Origin of the sequence: Vibrio quintilis, assembly GCF_024529975.1 — a bacterium.
GTDB lineage: Bacteria > Pseudomonadota > Gammaproteobacteria > Enterobacterales > Vibrionaceae > Vibrio > Vibrio quintilis.
The window spans coordinates 1,941,130-1,958,608 of record NZ_AP024897.1; the positions used below are offsets into that span (position 1 = coordinate 1,941,130).

At 46.9% G+C, this 17,479-nt stretch carries 14 protein-coding genes; 11 read left to right on the plus strand and 3 right to left on the minus strand.

All coding sequences use genetic code 11. The features are described 5' to 3' along the window. The first annotated feature begins 48 nt into the window (after window positions 1–48). Together OC443_RS09190 and serC are read left to right on the plus strand one after the other, a co-directional pair. Entirely contained in the window at window positions 49–1,326 is a 1,278-nt protein-coding gene (locus tag OC443_RS09190) for a DUF945 family protein (RefSeq protein WP_083601647.1), read from the plus strand. A 185-nt stretch (window positions 1,327–1,511) separates the two neighbouring features. Next, window positions 1,512–2,606: a 3-phosphoserine/phosphohydroxythreonine transaminase gene (serC, locus tag OC443_RS09195; protein ID WP_073583860.1), complete on the plus strand. Its 1,095-nt coding sequence runs from the start codon at window positions 1,512–1,514 to the stop codon at window positions 2,604–2,606. 43 nt (window positions 2,607–2,649) lie between these two features. Here the strand turns inward: serC and OC443_RS09200 are convergent, their stop codons facing one another. Beyond that, on the minus strand, window positions 2,650–4,899 hold the full coding sequence (locus OC443_RS09200) for a YgiQ family radical SAM protein (RefSeq protein ID WP_073583862.1): 2,250 nt from the start codon (window positions 4,897–4,899) through the stop codon (window positions 2,650–2,652). Window positions 4,900–5,076: 177 nt separating this feature from the next. Between OC443_RS09200 and OC443_RS09205 the strand changes: the two genes are divergently transcribed. Together OC443_RS09205 and OC443_RS09210 are read left to right on the plus strand one after the other, a co-directional pair. After that, window positions 5,077–5,829, plus strand: a complete 753-nt coding sequence (locus OC443_RS09205) for a hypothetical protein (RefSeq protein WP_306345641.1) — start codon at window positions 5,077–5,079, stop codon at window positions 5,827–5,829. 110 nt (window positions 5,830–5,939) lie between these two features. Continuing rightward, window positions 5,940–6,134, plus strand: a complete 195-nt coding sequence (locus OC443_RS09210; RefSeq protein WP_073583866.1) for a DUF4250 domain-containing protein — start codon at window positions 5,940–5,942, stop codon at window positions 6,132–6,134. Between the two features lie 90 nt (window positions 6,135–6,224). Here OC443_RS09210 and OC443_RS09215 read toward each other — a convergent pair whose 3' ends face one another. Next, window positions 6,225–6,701 carry an Lrp/AsnC family transcriptional regulator gene (locus OC443_RS09215; protein ID WP_073583868.1) on the minus strand — a complete coding sequence of 159 codons (477 nt, stop codon included), beginning with the start codon at window positions 6,699–6,701 and terminating at the stop codon, window positions 6,225–6,227. 660 nt (window positions 6,702–7,361) lie between these two features. Between OC443_RS09215 and OC443_RS09220 the strand changes: the two genes are divergently transcribed. The 3 genes from OC443_RS09220 to OC443_RS09230 all read left to right on the plus strand — a co-directional run bounded on the left by OC443_RS09220 (window position 7,362) and on the right by OC443_RS09230 (window position 9,961). Then, on the plus strand, window positions 7,362–8,171 hold the full coding sequence (locus OC443_RS09220; protein WP_073583870.1) for a transporter substrate-binding domain-containing protein: 810 nt from the start codon (window positions 7,362–7,364) through the stop codon (window positions 8,169–8,171). A 97-nt stretch (window positions 8,172–8,268) separates the two neighbouring features. Next, window positions 8,269–9,216: an amino acid ABC transporter permease gene (locus OC443_RS09225; protein ID WP_073583908.1), complete on the plus strand. Its 948-nt coding sequence runs from the start codon at window positions 8,269–8,271 to the stop codon at window positions 9,214–9,216. A 19-nt stretch (window positions 9,217–9,235) separates the two neighbouring features. Further along, entirely contained in the window at window positions 9,236–9,961 is a 726-nt protein-coding gene (locus OC443_RS09230) for an amino acid ABC transporter ATP-binding protein (RefSeq protein WP_083601648.1), read from the plus strand. Window positions 9,962–10,103: 142 nt separating this feature from the next. Here OC443_RS09230 and metR read toward each other — a convergent pair whose 3' ends face one another. Further along, window positions 10,104–11,030 carry an HTH-type transcriptional regulator MetR gene (gene metR / locus OC443_RS09235; RefSeq protein ID WP_073583874.1) on the minus strand — a complete coding sequence of 309 codons (927 nt, stop codon included), beginning with the start codon at window positions 11,028–11,030 and terminating at the stop codon, window positions 10,104–10,106. Between the two features lie 279 nt (window positions 11,031–11,309). On the opposite strand from metR, the gene metE reads away from it, so the two are divergent. From metE to OC443_RS09255, 4 genes are all read left to right on the plus strand, one after another. Further along, complete coding sequence (metE, locus tag OC443_RS09240) at window positions 11,310–13,595, plus strand: 5-methyltetrahydropteroyltriglutamate--homocysteine S-methyltransferase (protein WP_073583876.1); 2,286 nt, start codon at window positions 11,310–11,312, stop codon at window positions 13,593–13,595. Window positions 13,596–13,810: 215 nt separating this feature from the next. Beyond that, window positions 13,811–14,944, plus strand: a complete 1,134-nt coding sequence (locus tag OC443_RS09245) for an efflux RND transporter periplasmic adaptor subunit (protein ID WP_073583878.1) — start codon at window positions 13,811–13,813, stop codon at window positions 14,942–14,944. After that, the gene (locus OC443_RS09250; protein WP_073583880.1) at window positions 14,937–16,268 is read left to right on the plus strand and encodes a TolC family protein; all 1,332 of its coding nucleotides are present in this window, start codon (window positions 14,937–14,939) and stop codon (window positions 16,266–16,268) included. The genes OC443_RS09245 and OC443_RS09250 overlap by 8 nt, the downstream gene beginning before the upstream one ends. Then, window positions 16,265–17,479 carry an ABC transporter permease gene (locus OC443_RS09255; RefSeq protein ID WP_073583882.1) on the plus strand — a complete coding sequence of 405 codons (1,215 nt, stop codon included), beginning with the start codon at window positions 16,265–16,267 and terminating at the stop codon, window positions 17,477–17,479. The genes OC443_RS09250 and OC443_RS09255 overlap by 4 nt, the downstream gene beginning before the upstream one ends.

Genomic DNA, 17,479 nt, shown 5'->3' on the forward strand with positions numbered 1-17,479 from the left:
TTTGCTTGATCAGATTGACAAGTGTTTATTGGAAAAAAATAGAGAACGATGATGAGTCAAATAAAGAAATATGCAGCAGTTGGTGGCGCCGTTTGTCTTGTGGCCTGTTGGCCACTGGTTGTCGGACAGATAACTCAAAATGCATTTGAAAGAGAAATAAGTGCGTTTTCAAATCAGTGGGTGGAAGGAAAAACGCTGACTTATGATCGTGGCTATTTATCTACGCATGTGGAAGTTGAATTTACGGTTGTAGATCCGGAGCTGAAAAGTGATCTGCAGGCGGATGGTTTTCCTGTTTCGCTGGTATGGCGCAGTGATATCCGCCACGGTGTATTTTCTGTGAATGCAGAAACCACACTGAAGAATTTTCCTGATTTTCCGCTCATGATTAAGACCAGTACAAGCCTTGCCGGGAATACAGACTTCGAAACCACGCTGGGTAAGCTGAATTATAAAGGTCAGTACGAAGGCGATCAGCCCTGGGCGCTGACCAGCACAGAGGCAACAGTGAATGGTCACGCCAGTGCGGCAGGAGAGCTTGAATATCAGTATCAGATGCCATCTTTAATGATTGATTTCGCATCAGAAGAACAATTCACTTTTGATAACCTGTCTGGTCACGGGAATGGCAAGAAAGACGGTTATTTCTGGCTGGGCCAGCAGCAGATCAAGACTGACAAAGTAACGTTCCGGGATTTGCTCGCAGAAAATCAGATGGTACTGAATCAACTCAGTGTTCAGTCAGGCTTGTCTCTGGATGCGACCGGTAGCCGTATGAACATGAATCAGGTGTTCAAAACGGCTGCTGTGACAACACCGATGGGGAATCTGACCGGATTTGATATGGATTTTTCCTTATTGAATGTTGATAAGGCCAGCATGACAAAAATTGTCTCAGAAGCTGAGAAATATTCTGAAACCATGCAAATGGATCAGGCTGAAGTGATCGGGGCATTTGATCAGCTGGTCAGGCAGGGGTTTTCTGTGGTTTTAGATCGTCTGAATATCGGTCTGGAAGATGGTCAGATACAAACGTCGGTGAAACTGACTCTGCCTGAAGGCATCGAATCTGTCTCAATGAATCCGCAGCAGGTGATCCAGAAACTGGAAGGTGAAATCCATGCCACTGTACCGGTCAGTCTGATTGATAAAGACCCGGCTCTGCGTAAAGGAATGGATGAGCTCATTGTGATGGAGATGATGCAGCAAAAAGGAGATAATTATGTGACAAATACGACGATCAAAGATGGCAATCTCATCTTTGAAAGTGGTGAAAAAATGCCTTTAGCTTCTTCTCTGATGATGCTGATGTATTTGTCCCGGTAAGTTGTTAATAACTTCCTGTTACCAAAGAAAAGAGGTGCTTTGCGCCTCTTTTCTTTTTTATTCTTGTACAGACTTTTCTTTCGTCCGGTATCTTTTTTGTCAGGTAACTTTTTTTGTCAGAGAAAAAGTGTTATTAATCGTATGAACCTTTCTTTTTTCCCTTTGATCGTAGGAGTAAATCATTCATGGAGCCAAATACTGACACTGTATTCAATTTCAGTGCAGGTCCTGCTGTTTTACCAAAAGCTGTGATGCAAAAAGCACAAGCTGAATTCGTTGAATGGCATGGCCTTGGAACATCGGTCATGGAAATCAGTCACCGTAGCAAAGCTTTTATTGATGTTGCGAACCAGGCCGAGCAAGACCTTCGGGATTTGCTGGGTATCCCGGACAATTATAAAGTACTGTTTTGTCAGGGCGGGGCAAGAGCTCAGTTTGCAGCTATACCACTAAACCTTTTGGGATCCGCTGAAAAAGCAACTTATATTGATGCAGGATATTGGGCTGAAAGTGCCATTGATGAAGCGCGCAGATATTGTGATGTAGATATCTATGAAGCAAAAACAGAACGTGACGGATTAATCGCGGTAAAACCCGCGAATGAGTGGCAGGTTGATGCCGGATCCGCTTATGTTCATTTCTGTCCGAATGAAACTATTGACGGCATTGAAATCAATGATCTTCCGGTCACTGATAAACCGATTGTTGCAGATATGTCCTCGACAATCCTGTCGCGTGAAATCGATGTCAGCAAATATGGTGTCATCTACGCAGGTGCACAAAAAAATGTCGGTCCTGCGGGCATCTGTATTGCCATTGTTCGCGATGATTTACTTGATCTGGCCCGTGATGCTCTGCCTTCGGTTCTGAATTATAAGATTCTGGCTGAAAAAGATTCGATGTTTAATACACCACCGACGTTTGCCTGGTATTTATCCGGGCTGGTTTTCCAGTGGCTGAAAGAACAGGGTGGTGTCAAAGCGATTGAGCAGGTTAACCGGAAAAAAGCAGCATTGTTATATGATTATATCGATCAGTCTTCTTTCTATCTTAATAAGGTTCACCCGGACAACCGTTCGCTGATGAACGTTCCTTTCCAGCTTGAAAAGCCTGAGCTGGACAGTGTTTTCCTTGAAGAAGCAGAAGCACAGGGGCTGGTGGCACTGAAAGGTCACAGAGCTGTCGGTGGTATGAGAGCTTCCATTTACAATGCTATGCCTCTTGAAGGTGTTCAGGCTTTGGTTGAATTCATGCAGGCTTTTGAAGAAAAGCACGCTTAAAATGTATCCGGGTCACCCGGGTTGAAAAGCAGAGCGCGATAATTTATCGCGCTTTTTTTGTCTTTCTTTTTGCCGGACGATTCGTCTGAGAACCTGACTGAGTCCGGGGCTGAGAGCCCTGTGACTGCGGTTGATCCTTTTTATTGCGTTGTCCGCTTTTGTTGCTGCTTTGCCCGTTCTGCATCAATCCGGGCTGGTTTTTAGAATGTTTGGTTGCAAAACGGTTTGAACCATGGCGGCCAGACTTTCTGCGCTGTGCCGGGGTATTGCTGTTTTGCTGATCTTCAGCCGGAACCAGGCAGCCAGGCTTGTCACCAATCAGATGCTTTTTATTCATTTTGATGAGTGCTTCTCTGATCAGCGGCCAGTTTTTCGGATCGTGATAGCGAAGCAATGCTTTATGTAACCGTCTTTGCCGTTCGCCTTTAGCAACGGGGATGACATCCCGGTGTTTGTATTTCACCCGTTTTAATGGATTTGTTTCTGAGTGATACATCGCGGTTGCGTTACACATCGGTGACGGATAGAAATTCTGGACCTGATCGCATTCAAAGTTGTTTTGTTTCAGCCATAAAGCCAGATTTAACATGTCTTCATCTTCTGTACCGGGGTGGGCAGAAATGAAATAAGGAATTAAGTACTGTTTTTTCCCAGCTTCTGCACTGAATTTCTCAAACATGGCCTTAAATTTGTCATAGGTGCCCATACCCGGTTTCATCATCAGATCAAGCGGCCCTTTCTCTGTATGCTCCGGCGCTATTTTCAGATATCCGCCAACGTGGTGGGTCACCAGCTCTTTGACATATTCCGGAGATTCGATCGCCAGATCGTAACGCACACCGGATGCGATTAAGACTTTCTTCACACCTTTCACGTTGCGCGCTGCCCGGTAAAGGTCAATGGTATGTTTATGGTCCGTATTCAGCTTATGACAAATGCCGGGAAAAACGCACGATGGCCGGCGGCAATTGGCTTCTGCTTTCGGATCGGAGCAGCCAAGCCGGTACATATTAGCTGTTGGTCCGCCAAGATCTGAAATGGTCCCGGTAAATCCCGGCACTTTATCGCGGATATCCTGCAACTCTTCGATAATCGATTCCTGAGACCGGTTCTGAATAATCCGGCCTTCATGTTCGGTAATTGAGCAGAAAGAACAGCCGCCAAAACAACCCCGCATGATATTGACCGAGGTTTTAATCATGTCATACGCCGGTATTTTTGATTTTCCGTAGCGGGGATGTGGCGTTCTCGCATAGGGCAGGCCGAAGACAAAATCCATCTCTTCAGTGCTGAGCGGAATTGGTGCCTGATTGACCCATAGCTCACGATCGCCATGCTTTTGAATCAGAGCCCGGCCAGAATATGGATTGGTTTCCAGATGCAGCACCCGACTGGCGTGGGCATAAAGAATCCGGTCATTGACCAGCTTTTCAAATGAAGGCAGGCGGACCGCTGTGGTTTTAGCGTCGTGACGGGAAGGGCGCACCGTAATGGGCTGCGACTGTTCGTTGCTCTTGTTTGTTTCACAGGCGGTTTCAGTCTGGTAAGGATTCACCGGAACGAACGGACGTCCCGGTTTCTCAATTCTCGATGAGTCAATGATCCGGAAGTGTTCCGGCGCGGCCTGCCGGATAACAGCGGTGCCGCGAATGTCATGTAATGTGTCTACCGGCTCACCGGCAGCAAGGCGGTGCGCGACTTCAATCAAAGCACGTTCCGCATTGCCAAATAATAATAAGTCAGCCTTGGCATCGAATACTACAGAGCGGCGGATTTTGTCGGACCAGTAATCATAATGAGCGACACGCCTTAAGCTTGCTTCAATGCCACCCAGAATCACAGGCACTTCTTTATAGGCTTCACGGCATCTTTGTGAGTAAACCAGTGTTGCCCGGTCGGGCCTGCGCCCGCCCTGATTATCCGGCGTGTAGGCATCGTCATGGCGGATTTTACGGTCCGCGGTATAACGGTTGATCATTGAATCCATATTCCCGGCCGTGATGCCAAAGAACAGATTCGGTTTTCCCAGCGCCATAAAGTCCTGTTTATTCTGCCAGTCAGGCTGAGCGATAATGCCAACCCGGAAACCCTGAGATTCCAGTAATCGCCCGATAATTGCCATGCCAAAGCTGGGGTGATCAACATAAGCATCACCCGTCACAATGATCACATCACAGCTGTCCCAGCCCAATTTCTCCATTTCTTTTTTACTGGTTGGTAAAAATGGCGCAGTGCCGAAGCACTCTGCCCAGTATTTCTTATGTTCGAAAATTGGTGTAACCGTGTTGTGCATTTTTTGACCTCTTCGCTTTGTGGCGGGAATTATAGCGGGGGGAGGTGACTAAAACCAGCCATATTAAGAAAGGAAAATCATCCCGATCGAAGACAAAGAATTGTCATTTCACTCTGTGAGATTAACCGACTTTGATATAATCTGCGTTTAACCTGAATATAAATGACTTAAATCATGATGTTGTCTGCTTTTATTTCTGCACTGATTCCAATGCTGGCCGGAGCTCAGCTGATTTTAACCCTGGTCCTGATGAAAGGAGAAATCTGCCCCGGTCAAAGAGGAAGGATTCACCGTTTATTACCGGTGCTTGCTTTAATGTGGGCAAGTGCGGCAACGGAACAACCGCTGGCGCTTCTGGTGACCGCGTTTATTGCCTGGTTTTACTCGCAGGTGAAAACCGGGAAAACCCGTGACTCCGGGCCGTTGCCCGTTTTATGGCTGGCAGACGTGGCAGCGCTGGTTCTGGTCATCATGGCCATAATGAAAATGCCGGACTGGGTCGGCGGCTCTGTGATTTGTATCTCAACTGTTTTACTTGGTGCGATTGGTGCACATTTACTGTTAGTCATGGCAAAATCCCGGTTACAGGCCTTTCATAAATTGCTTCCTGCTGTGGGTGTTTTGGCCGCTATGTTAACCACCATTTGTATTGTCCCGTTTGCTTATGGCCTTTCAGATGAACAACTGGCACTGATGACGCCTTCAGTTTTAACCCATTTCACTTTATTGATTGTGGCTTTACTCCTGTGGTGCTGGCATCTGTTTTCATCCGCAACTGTAAATAAAATGTTGTTATCGCTGTCGTGCGTTTTGCTGATTTCATCGATGACCGGTTTTAATGCTTTATATCAACAGCATCAGTTAGATCAGCCGGATGCTGATTGCTCAGGCCAGCACGATTGTGTGATACAACGTCCGGATTCACACTAAACCGGACTATTGCTTCAGGATATTTACGCTCTGAGGATGAATTTAGAGCTACGCTTGAATATATGGCGGTTTAATTTTACGTAGCTGGTCTGAAGAAGGAGAGTATCGCGATGGATTTATCAAATGTCGGGAAGCTGGATAGTCCTATTTTGCTGGGTATTGTGAATGAAAAGCTTCGTCTGGAGTGTGATAGCTTTGACGATTTGACTGTGACTTACGAATTCGACTCTGAAGAGGTGCTCGATAAGCTGGCAGGGCTGGGTTATCAGTATGATCCTTTGACGAATCAGTTCAAGGCGATTTAATGGCCTGATTCATTGCTTGAGTCTATACCGGAGAGATCAGATGATTCTCCGGTATTTATGTGTGCTGCGATATCCCGTGGTAAACAAACGCTAAAACTGCTGACTGTCTTTGAGTGGCACGTAGAAAGACTGTTTGGGTTTGTCGAGCACGACATGGGTTTTGACCCGCTGAATCTGTGGGTTATGGCGCATGAGTTCTTCGATGAACGCATCATAAGTGACTGCGTCTCTGGCGGTCACGACGATCATCAGGTCGACCTGCCCGGTCACGTAATACATTTGCTGGATGTTATCTTTATCTTTCGCCCACATTTTAAACCGGGCAAGTGCCTCGTAATTATCCCGTTCTATTTCCATTGCCGCAATAAAAGTCATCGTGTGTGTCAGGTACTGTGGTGCAACCACAACGATTTCACTGAGGATGACTTTTTCCTCACGCATCTTTTTGACTCTTCTTTGCACTGCCGAAGCGGATAAGCCGATTTGCCCGGCAATTGTTTCCGTTGGGGTCCGGCTGTTCTTTTGCATCAGTTCAAGTATTTTTCTGTCAAAATCATCCAGCTGCATGTGTCAGGCTCCGGGTGAGGATAAATGAATTGCCATGAGACTAATTCATCTCAGGAATGTTTTCTATACTCAAAGTTCAACAAAGTCTGACAAACTCACCCGCAGGGCGTGAGCTGAAAGGCACATTTCTGCGTCAAGAGAATTTGAAAGGTGGGTACATTCCTGCATTCCCTTTCCCTGAACTGCACCTTTCGGCTGCACGCTGAATCATGCATCTTCAGGTTGCTTGGGTATAGATACGAATATCATTACTTTATCGTTTGAAATTTGAGCATTTGATGTGATTAATTGAGTAATCTGAAGTGTATTTTTCTGCTTTGTTTGTTATGGATCCCAAGAAAATGTTGAAAAAGATAGTCGTTATGAAGCACTATAGAGATCTCAGAATGATTCGGTTTTTGCGTTTATATTCACTTAATGTGCATATTGAATCAGTCTTGTGCTATTTTGAATGACCGTAATACAGCAGTTATTTCAGATATCAACAGAGGCTGACGTTTACCCGGATGATGATGAGAACACAGCTACTATATAAAAAACAGCTGAATAAAAAACCAGCTGGATATAACAAGAATACAGAATGAGATCATAATACAACATCGCATTTCGTAATATCTGAAGTTACGGAAAACATACAAAGATTAAGGGATAGTAGATAGTATGAATAAACGCATAAAATCACTACTGACAGGTGCTTTGGTTTCCTATGCAGCACTTGCGGGTTCTCAGGCTGTTGCCGGAGAATCTGCACTGGAAAAAATCGTCGATAAAGGTGAGCTGAAAGCTTGTTTTGAAGCGGGTTACATGCCGTTTGAAATGAAAACGAAAGATGGGCGTTTTATCGGTTTCGATCTGGATATGGCGAAACACATGGCGAAGTCTCTCGGGGTTAAATTTGTTCCGGTCAATACCGCATGGGATGGGATTATTCCTGCGCTTCAGACCAATAAATGCGACATTATTATTTCAGGCATGACGGTGACGGCTCAACGGAACCTGAAAGTCAACTTTGCTGACCCTTATATCGTGATTGGTCAGTCGCTGCTGGTTTCTCCTAAGCTGGCAGGTAAGATTAAATCATACAAAGATCTGAATAATCCGAAATATACCATTACCAGTAAGTTAGGCACGACGGGTGCTCAGGCTGCGAAACGTTATATTCCGAAAGCAAAACTGGATTTGTTTGAAACTGAAGTAGATGCCGTACTACAAGTCTCAAACGGCAAAGCTGATGCGTTTGTTTATGACCTTCCTTACAACGCAATTTATGCCTCTCAGCACCAGCAACAGGTCATTCATGTGGATGACCCCTTTACTTATGAGCCGTTGGGTTGGGCAATCCGCCAGGACGATCCTAACTTCCTGAATGTATTGAATAACTACTTACGTCAGGTCAAAGGCGACGGTACTTACCAGCGTATTTATGATAAGTGGTTTAAATCCGATAAATGGCTGAAACAGGTTCAGTAATTACGGTATGAACACCGGATTATCGTAAACAGGTCTTCTGAGCAGGTATGGCAGCATGCCTGCTCAGATAAATTGTACATATAAGAGAATGATTAAAATGCAATCAAAATCCAGTCGCTGGATAGGTCACCTCATCTATGCAGTTATCATGGTGACGCTGGTCGGAGCGGTTTATCTGTCTGGCAAAAATATTAACTATAACTGGCACTGGGAACGTTTGTGGCCATATGTCGTCAACACGGAAATGCAGGATATCCGGGCTCAGGGAGATGGTGTCGCCATTGTGGGGGACGCCGGTCAGGTGACGATTGAGTTTGATAACGGTGATACCTCTCAGGTTGTGGATAAGTATGATCAACTGATCGCCGGAGATGGTGATCTGGTCTTTGAAGGTGACACGATTGCCCAGAAAAATGACTGGAAGTTCGGACCTATCACCCTTGGCTTATGGGTGACGATTAAAATATCTTTTATTTCCCTCCTTTTTGCCGTGATTCTCGGGCTGGTTTTCGGGCTGATGCGGGTTGCCAAGAACCAGGTGGCCAGAGATTTATCACTGACTTATGTTGAGTTGATTCGCGGAACCCCGTTATTGGTTCAGATTTTCATTGTTTACTTTTTTATCGGTACTGTGCTGAACCTTGACCGGTTTACGGCGGGTGTTGTTGCCTTGTCCATTTTTACCGGCGCTTATGTGGCTGAAATTATCCGGGCTGGTATTCAGTCAGTTGCGACCGGGCAAATGGAAGCGGCCCGTTCATTGGGAATGACGTATCCGCAGGCGATGTGTTATGTCATTTTGCCACAGGCACTGAAGAAGACGCTGCCGCCACTGGCCGGGCAATTTATCAATTTGATCAAAGATTCTTCACTGGTTTCTGTCATCTCGATTACCGATTTAACGAAAGCAGGCAGGGAAGTTGTAGCCGGTAGTTTTGCACCATTTGAAGTTTGGTTTACCGTTGCTGCACTTTATTTGTTAGTAACCGGCACATTGTCATGGGCCATTCAGGTATTAGAGAAGAGGTTATCTGCCAGTGACTAGAGAATATACAGGTGAAAACATGGTCGTCGCCACAGGGATTGAAAAATTTTACCCGAATGGCTGTCACGCACTGAAAGCCGTCAGTACTACCGTGAGACGGGGTGAAGTAGTCGCTATTATCGGCCCTTCAGGATCCGGGAAATCTACATTTTTGCGCACGCTCAATCAGCTTGAAGTCATCAGTGAAGGACAGATCATTGTTGACGGGATTGATATGTATGATCAGTCGACTGATATTAACCAGCTGCGTCAGAATGTCGGGATGGTTTTTCAGAGTTTTAATTTGTTTCCGCATAAAACTGCTTTGCAGAATATCATGCTGGCACCGCTGAAAGTATCTAAGCGTCCGGTACGGGAAGTGGAAGCGATGGCGAAAGATCTAATCAAACGTGTCGGTCTGTCTGACCGGATGAATAACTATCCGTCTCACTTATCCGGCGGGCAGCAACAGCGGGTTGCGATTGCCCGGGCTCTGGCGATGCAACCGGATCTGATGTTATTTGATGAACCGACATCTGCACTTGACCCGGAAATGGTTGGTGAAGTACTGGATGTCATCAAAGGGCTGGCTGCTGAAGGCATGACCATGATTGTAGTGACGCATGAAATGGGGTTTGCCAAAGAAGTGGCCGATCGGGTGCTGTTTATGGAAGATGGTGTTTTGTTGGTTGATGATTCACCGTCCGCTGTCTTTGATAATCCTGAGCATCCGCGTTTACAGCAGTTTTTAGCCAAGGTGCTTTAAAGCGTTACTTTCTGTCATCAACAGAAAACGCTGTCATCAAAAGAAAGCCAATGCACCTGAAGAAAAACCGATCAGAAACCTCTGGTCGGTTTTTTTGTCTGAATACAACTTCGGCCCGGGTTGTTATCTGCATTGGCAGATCTCAGCCGCCCAGAGATGCGATTTTGACGCCATCCAGATGGGCTTTACACTGCTGACGTGCGACAGAAAAAAATGACTGAAGATAGCGTTTCTCTTTCTCACTGTTACGGATTGCAGCAAAAAGCCGGCGCCATAATCCATTTTCGCCCAAAGGCAGGCTGGTGATTAACTTCTGACGGGAAAATTCACTGATGGCCCAGTTGGGCAGGGCGGCGACACCGAGTCCGGCTGATACCATCTGAACCAGCATCAGGGTATTGTCAGCCTGCTTCCATTTGACCGGTTCTGTTTGAGCGGGTTGCAGGAAGTGTTTATAGACATCCAGCCGCTGTTTCTGAACCGGGTAAGTCAGCATTGTCTGTTCAGCCAGATCGGCGGGTTCAATATGCTCATGCTCCGCCAGCGGATGATTGACGGCTGTAACCAGACGCATCTCAAAATCAAATAGCGGCTCATAATGGACCTCAGAGCGGGGCAGGATATCTGATGTGACGACCAGATCAAGCTCACCGGCAAGTAATGCCGGTAAAGGTTCAAAACCAAAACCGGAAGAAAAGTCCAGCTCGACCTGTGGCCATGAAACCTGATATTCACGGATAGCAGGCATCAGCCACTGAAAGCAGGAGTGGCATTCAATCGCCATATGCAGCCGCCCATTGATATCTTCTTTCAGACCGGCAACTTCATGCTCCGCCCGGGTGATTTTCGGCAGAATTTCATCGGCCAGCCGCAGCAGAATTTCTCCTTCCGATGTGAATCTGACCGGACGGGTTTTTCTGAGGAAAAGTTGCCCGCCAATCCGGGATTCCAGATCTTTGATCTGATGAGACAACGCTGATTGCGTTAAATGTAAGGCGGTTGCTGTTGCCGTGAGAGACCCGGTATCTCTTAAAGAAACTAATGTCCGCAAATGCTTAATTTCGATCATGAAATTTCCTCAGTTCATGTAAATTATCATGAATTTTTCTCTAAACTACTGCGAAATGGTATCTGTGTAAACATCCAGACATCTATTTGCCGGTAAATTTATGTTGGGAATGTTACTAACATGAATAATTTTCATGGTTTTGTTGAATAATTGTAGGTTGTTTATGAATGCATATCGCAGGATATTTTAGCCATCCAGACATCTTTGTGGTGTTTTCCCTGTCCGGGTTCATACACTGAATTAATCATGTATTCGTCAAATAATCAAAAGGATAACAACATGGCAGTTACAACACATATCTTGGGTTTCCCACGTATCGGTGAAAAAAGAGAATTAAAATTTGCACTGGAAAAGTACTGGCGCGGTGAGCTGACTCAATCTCAACTGAAAGAAACCGGAGCTGTTATCCGCCGTGAAAACTGGGGGCTGCAGGCTGAAAATAATTTAAACTATGTCACTGCCGGTGATTTTGCCTGGTATGATCATGTTCTGTCGACGTCATTACTGCTGGGCCATATTCCATCACGTCACCGGGAAGGGACACCGACACTGGATACTTTATTTAAAGTTGCCAGAGGGCAGTCTCAACAGACCTGTGATTGTCATGGTGTGGCAGCATCGGATATGACCAAATGGTTCAATACCAACTATCACTACATTGTGCCTGAGTTTAGTGCCGACGATAAATTTGAAGTGACATGGACACAATTATTCGACGAAGTCCGGGAAGCACAACAGCAGGGCCATGCGGTTAAGCCGGTTCTTCTTGGTCCGCTGAGTTATCTTTATCTGGGCAAATCAGTTGATGCAGGGTTTGACCGCCTGACACTATTGCCTCGTCTGATTGCTGCTTATCAGAAGATTTTGGCTAAACTCAGCCAGCTGGGTGTGGCATGGGTTCAGATTGATGAGCCAATTCTTGCGCTGGAACTGGATGCTGACTGGCTGGGTTCATTTAAGCTGGCTTACCAGATGCTGGAGGGTGACGTCAAACTGCTGCTGACCACCTATTTTGATGGTATTTCCGCTGTGATTGATGAAATTGTGGCCTTACCGGTGAATGGCTTACATATTGATCTTGTGTCTGCAACTGAGCAGCTTTCACCGGTCTTAGCCAGATTACCGGCTGACTGGGTTTTATCTCTTGGCGTGGTGAACGGGCGTAATGTCTGGCGTGCAGATTTAGCCGCGCTGCTGACTCAGCTTCAGCCGGTTCGCGACCAGTTAGGTGAACGTTTATGGGTTGCCAGTTCCTGTTCGCTCCTGCATAGTCCGGTCGATTTAGCACTGGAAACGCAAATGAATGCCGATGTGAAATCATGGTTTGCGTTTGCAAGACAAAAAGTCAAAGAAGTCGGTTTGCTTGGTGCGGCACTCAATGGTGATCAGGAGGCGATGAATGCCTGTCAGCAGTACAGTCAGCCCATTGAAGCCCGTAAGGCGTCTCAGCAGGTACATAAACCCCAGGTGCAGACACGACTCAAGAGCATCACCGATGCCCTTGCGACACGGGCTTTGCCTTATGAAGAGCGGGCAAAAGCACAGCAGGATGCTTTAGGATTACCATTCTTACCTACCACAACGATTGGTTCCTTCCCGCAAACCAGTGAAATTCGTCAGCAACGTAGTGCGTTTAAACAGGGAAAAATCACTGAAGCTGAATATGAAGAGGGTCTGAAAGCACAAATTCGTGATGCCGTTGAACGTCAGGAAGCTTTGGGACTGGATGTGCTGGTTCATGGTGAAGCTGAGCGAAATGATATGGTTGAATATTTTGCCGAACATCTGGCAGGTTTCCAGACCACACAGTTTGGCTGGGTGCAAAGTTATGGTTCGCGTTGCGTGAAACCCGCAGTGGTGGTGACGGATATCGAACGTGACCAGCCGATGACTGTGGCATGGTCTGAATATGCGCAGTCTCTGACTTCCAGACAGATGAAAGGTATGCTGACCGGTCCTGTGACAATTCTGTGCTGGACATTTCCGCGGGAAGATATCAGCCGCAAAGAAATTGCGCAGCAACTGGCTCTGGCCTTAAGAGATGAAGTGGAAGACTTACAGGAAGCCGGTATCAATATTATTCAGATTGATGAACCGGCCATTCGTGAAGGTTTGCCATTGAAGAAACGCGATCATCAGGACTATCTGGACTGGGCTGTACAGGCATTCAGAATTTCAGCTTCCGGCGCGAAATCAGAAACTCAGATTCATACTCACATGTGTTACAGCGAATTCAATGAAATTATTGAGTCTGTTGCGGCACTGGATGCAGATGTCATTACCATTGAAACATCACGGTCGAATATGGCACTGCTCGATGCGTTTGAAAAATTCAACTATCCGAATGAAATTGGTCCGGGTGTGTACGATATTCATTCACCCAATGTTCCGACCGAAGAATGGATGGTGGGTCTGCTCAAAAAAGCGGCTGAAGCGATTCCGGCACAACGTCTGTGGGTAAACCCGGACTGTGGTCTGAAAACCCGCGGATGGACAGAAACGGAAGCTTCACTGAAAAACATGGTCTCTGCAGCGAAGACGCTGCGGGAAGAGCTGGCCCGGTAGCCTGCGCCTGTTTTTCTCTTTCTTATATACTCATGCATCTTCAAATTGTTTGGGTATAAAACAGGCAGAATAATAACCACGTCGTTGGCGCCCCTGAAAAGGGGCTTTTTATAGGCTTGTTATCATTAAATTTTTTTGAATTGAACTTTATTGATAGACTTGAGTCCTAAATTAAGACTAGATAATAACTATTTCTGAAGATACGGATTCGATTTATGACCAAATTCTGGTTGATATCCACGACCGCCGCTGCCGCGATTATTGCCAGCGGCGTTTATTTTTATACCAATGAAAACTCCTCCCAACCTCTTTTCGAAACTGTCCATGCTGAGAAGCGAACGATAAACAAACAGGCCATTGCTGTCGGAAAAATGGTGCCCGCACATTCTGTTGCCATTAAATCTCAGATTAACGGTATCGTCGGGAAAATTTATGTCAAAGAAGGAGAGAAAGTTAAACAGGGACAGCCGTTGATTAAGGTTCGACCCAATCCAACGCCTCAGGCATTAACCGATGCCACTACAGAACTGATGCAGAGTGAAGCGTCGATGGATTCTGCCCGCCAGAGCCTGGCGAATCTGCAAAGCCTGGTTGATCAAAAGATCATTCCTGACAATTACGATGACTATGTGCGTGCCAAAGCGAACATGAAAGCCAGAAAGGCCGAAGTTGCGCAGAAAAGGCATAATCTTGAACTGATTCAAAGTGGTGAAGCTTCTGTGGGCAGTGCCCGCCTGACTTCCACCATTTATGCACCGATTGATGGCACGGTACTGAATATCAAAGTCGAAGTCGGAGAGCCGATTATATCGACAGAGTCGAGCCAGTCTGCAACGGAAATGATGTCACTGGCAGATATGAGTAATGTGATTTTTAAAGGGAGTGTCAGTGAACACGATGCTGCACTGCTGGACCCCGGAATGCATGTGACTATGACGGTTGCACCTTATCCCGGAATGGAAGTTCAGGGGGTTTTAGGTAAAGTAGCCATTCAGTCTGAAACCTTAAATGGTTCAAATGCCGTATCCGGAAATAGTTTTGACAATGGGTTTGGTGTCGAAGTCAGTCAGTTAAACATTCCTGAAGGAATGAAGCTGCGTTCAGGTTTCTCCGCCACAGCCCGGATTATTCTGAAGCAGGTAAAAGATGTGGTCAGCCTGCCGGAAAGAGTACTGAAGTTTGAAGATGAAATGCCGAATGTACTGCTGCCTGATGATTCGGAGCAGGGTTATCATGAGCAGGAAGTGAAGCTGGGCCTTTCAGATGGTGTTCATGTGGAAGTCCTTCAAGGCGTTGATGACGGACAGGACGTGGTGGATAACAGTATGCTGGGAGACTCCGATGACTAATACCCGGTTCCTGCGTCATTCATTTATTCTGATGATGGCGCTTGCTCCGTGTCTGTCTCATGCTATGTCTCTCGATGAAGCCTGGCAGGCGGCGAAGAAATACGCCCCGGAACTGGATCAGGCCCGGCTGGACGTGCAGATCAGTCAATCCGGAAAAAACATCAACCGTAGTGCGCTGCTGCCTTCTTTGTCAGCCGGTTCCTCCATTGACTGGCAGGAAAGAGCAGGAAACAGTCACGGATATAATGTGACACTGAAGCAATCCCTCTGGGACAGTGCTTCGTGGACGGCACTGGATCAGGCAAAAGCGGATGTGGTGAAAGCGCAGCTGGAGCAAAATCAGGTCCGCAATGATTTGGCAGATAAGCTGATTACCGCTTACCTTGACTTAGCCAGTGCTCAGGGAGATTTGCATCTGGCTCAGCAAAAGCTGGCTGAAGGCAACAAACTGTTGAAAATCACCCGCCAGCGTTATAAAGCCGGGAAAGTGAAGTCGATTGATGTCGAAGAAATGCTGGCCAATCAGCTCAATGAGAAGTCTGCGATTTTGCAGGCAAAACTCTCGCTGGCTGAAAAGCGGGCAGTGTTTTTCTCGCTGGTCAGTTTTTCGCAGGACGGTTTATCTCAGGACGATTTATCTCAGGACAATTCACACCGGGAAAGTCAGGAAACCGGGCTGGTAGATGAAGTGGACACAGAGCTTTCACATGAGCCGCCTTTACTGGTCAGTACGGAGGCACAATGGTTGAAACTGGCAAAGAATCATAGTCCGGATCTGTTGGTTGCCAGCCAGCAGCTCAGATTACAACAGCTTGAAAAATCACTGGCAAAAAGTGGCTATTATCCGTCACTGGAAGGTCATGTTGGTTATCAGGATAATGATAATCTCTCACATGGTGAAATGAATGCCGGGATCTCACTGTCCCTGCCGCTGGATTTAAACGGAGCCACCCGGGCAAAGGTTGAACAGGCTGGTTTAAAAGTTCTCCGGGCGAGGCAGGCGGTGCGTAAGGTTGAAATTGAGATTGCAAAAAATATCCGTCAGCAGTTTGCACAACTGTCACTGAACCGGGAACAGGTTGAAGTGACCAGAGAACTCGTCGCGCATCAGACCCGGGTGTTACAGAGTAAAGAGACACTGTTTAACGCGGGATTGTCAGAAGCATCTGATGTGATTGAAGCGCATAATGCCCTGTTTACGGCCAGAAATGATCTGAAAAGTAACTTATATCAGTATTGGCGGCAGCGGGCCGGATTACTGTTAACCGCCGGACTGTTAGATGATCAGTCGATTGCTGCAATATCAAAGGTGTTTAATTCATGATGGCAATTTTGCAGCAGACTCTGCAAACCCTTTATGCCTACCGGATGAAAAGCTCACTGGCGGTCATCGCAATTGCCTGGGGCGTAATCTCGGTTGTGGTCTTAATTGCTCTGGGCGAAGGGTTTTATCGCCAGCAGATCGCCTCATTTCGTTTTATGATGAATCAGACCCAGATTGTGGTGCCGACGCAGACGGGGAAACCCTGGCAGGGCTTACCCGCACGCCGGGAACTGAAAATGACAGAGTCGGTGATGCAGCGCATTCAACAGGCCGGGTTTATTGACAGTTATTCTGTACTTTATGAAAAGCAGGATGCGCGTGTCACGGACAGCTCAGGGCATTTTCTGACAACCCAGGTCAGCGGGGCCGGAAGTAACTACCTGAAGCTGGCAACGCTCCGGCTGGAAGACAGTTCACGCAAAATTTCACCGTTGGATCTTGAAAATCACAGCCGGGTTGCGGTTGTGGGTGATCGTATTGCCGCAATGGGTAAAATCTCTCTCAACGATATGATTAAAATTAACGGTGTGCCATTTCGCGTCATCGGGCTGTTAAAAGGCGGTGACAGCGGTGTGACTTTCGGTGACCGGGGCAGAGTCATGATTCCGTCGTCGACCTTTAAAGACTTGTGGGACACCTTACCCTCGATGTTATTTGTTCAGCCGCAGAAGGGCGTTTCCGGCCCGGTCCTGCGCAGCAATATCCTGCGTTTCTATGCCGGTCAGATGCATTTTGATCCAACCGATCATGACGCAATGTGGATGCCTGATTTGAGTGACGGTGCCAAAATGATTACCGCCCTTTTCCGTGGTATTCAGGCTTTTCTGGGAGCCAGTGGCATTATGACCATGGCCGTTGGTGCGCTGGGCGTTGCTAATATTATGTTCTTATCCGTGACTGAACGGACGCGTGAAATCGGTGTCCGGATGGCGATTGGGGCGACCCGCAGCTCGATTCTGACTCAGTTTGTGACGGAAGGAATGATTCTGATTGCAATCGGTAGCCTGAGCGGATTTGCCATTGCAGCCGGGGTCGTTGCCATACTCGGACATATGCAGCTGCCGGACTGGCTGGGTGTGCCGGTGATTACGCCCGGCGCGGTGATCATCACTCTGGTTGTGACGGGATGTCTGGCATTTCTTGCTTCTTATTTCCCGGCCCGGCGGGCGTCTGATCTGACACCGGTTCTTGCCCTGAGCGCGAGGGGCTGA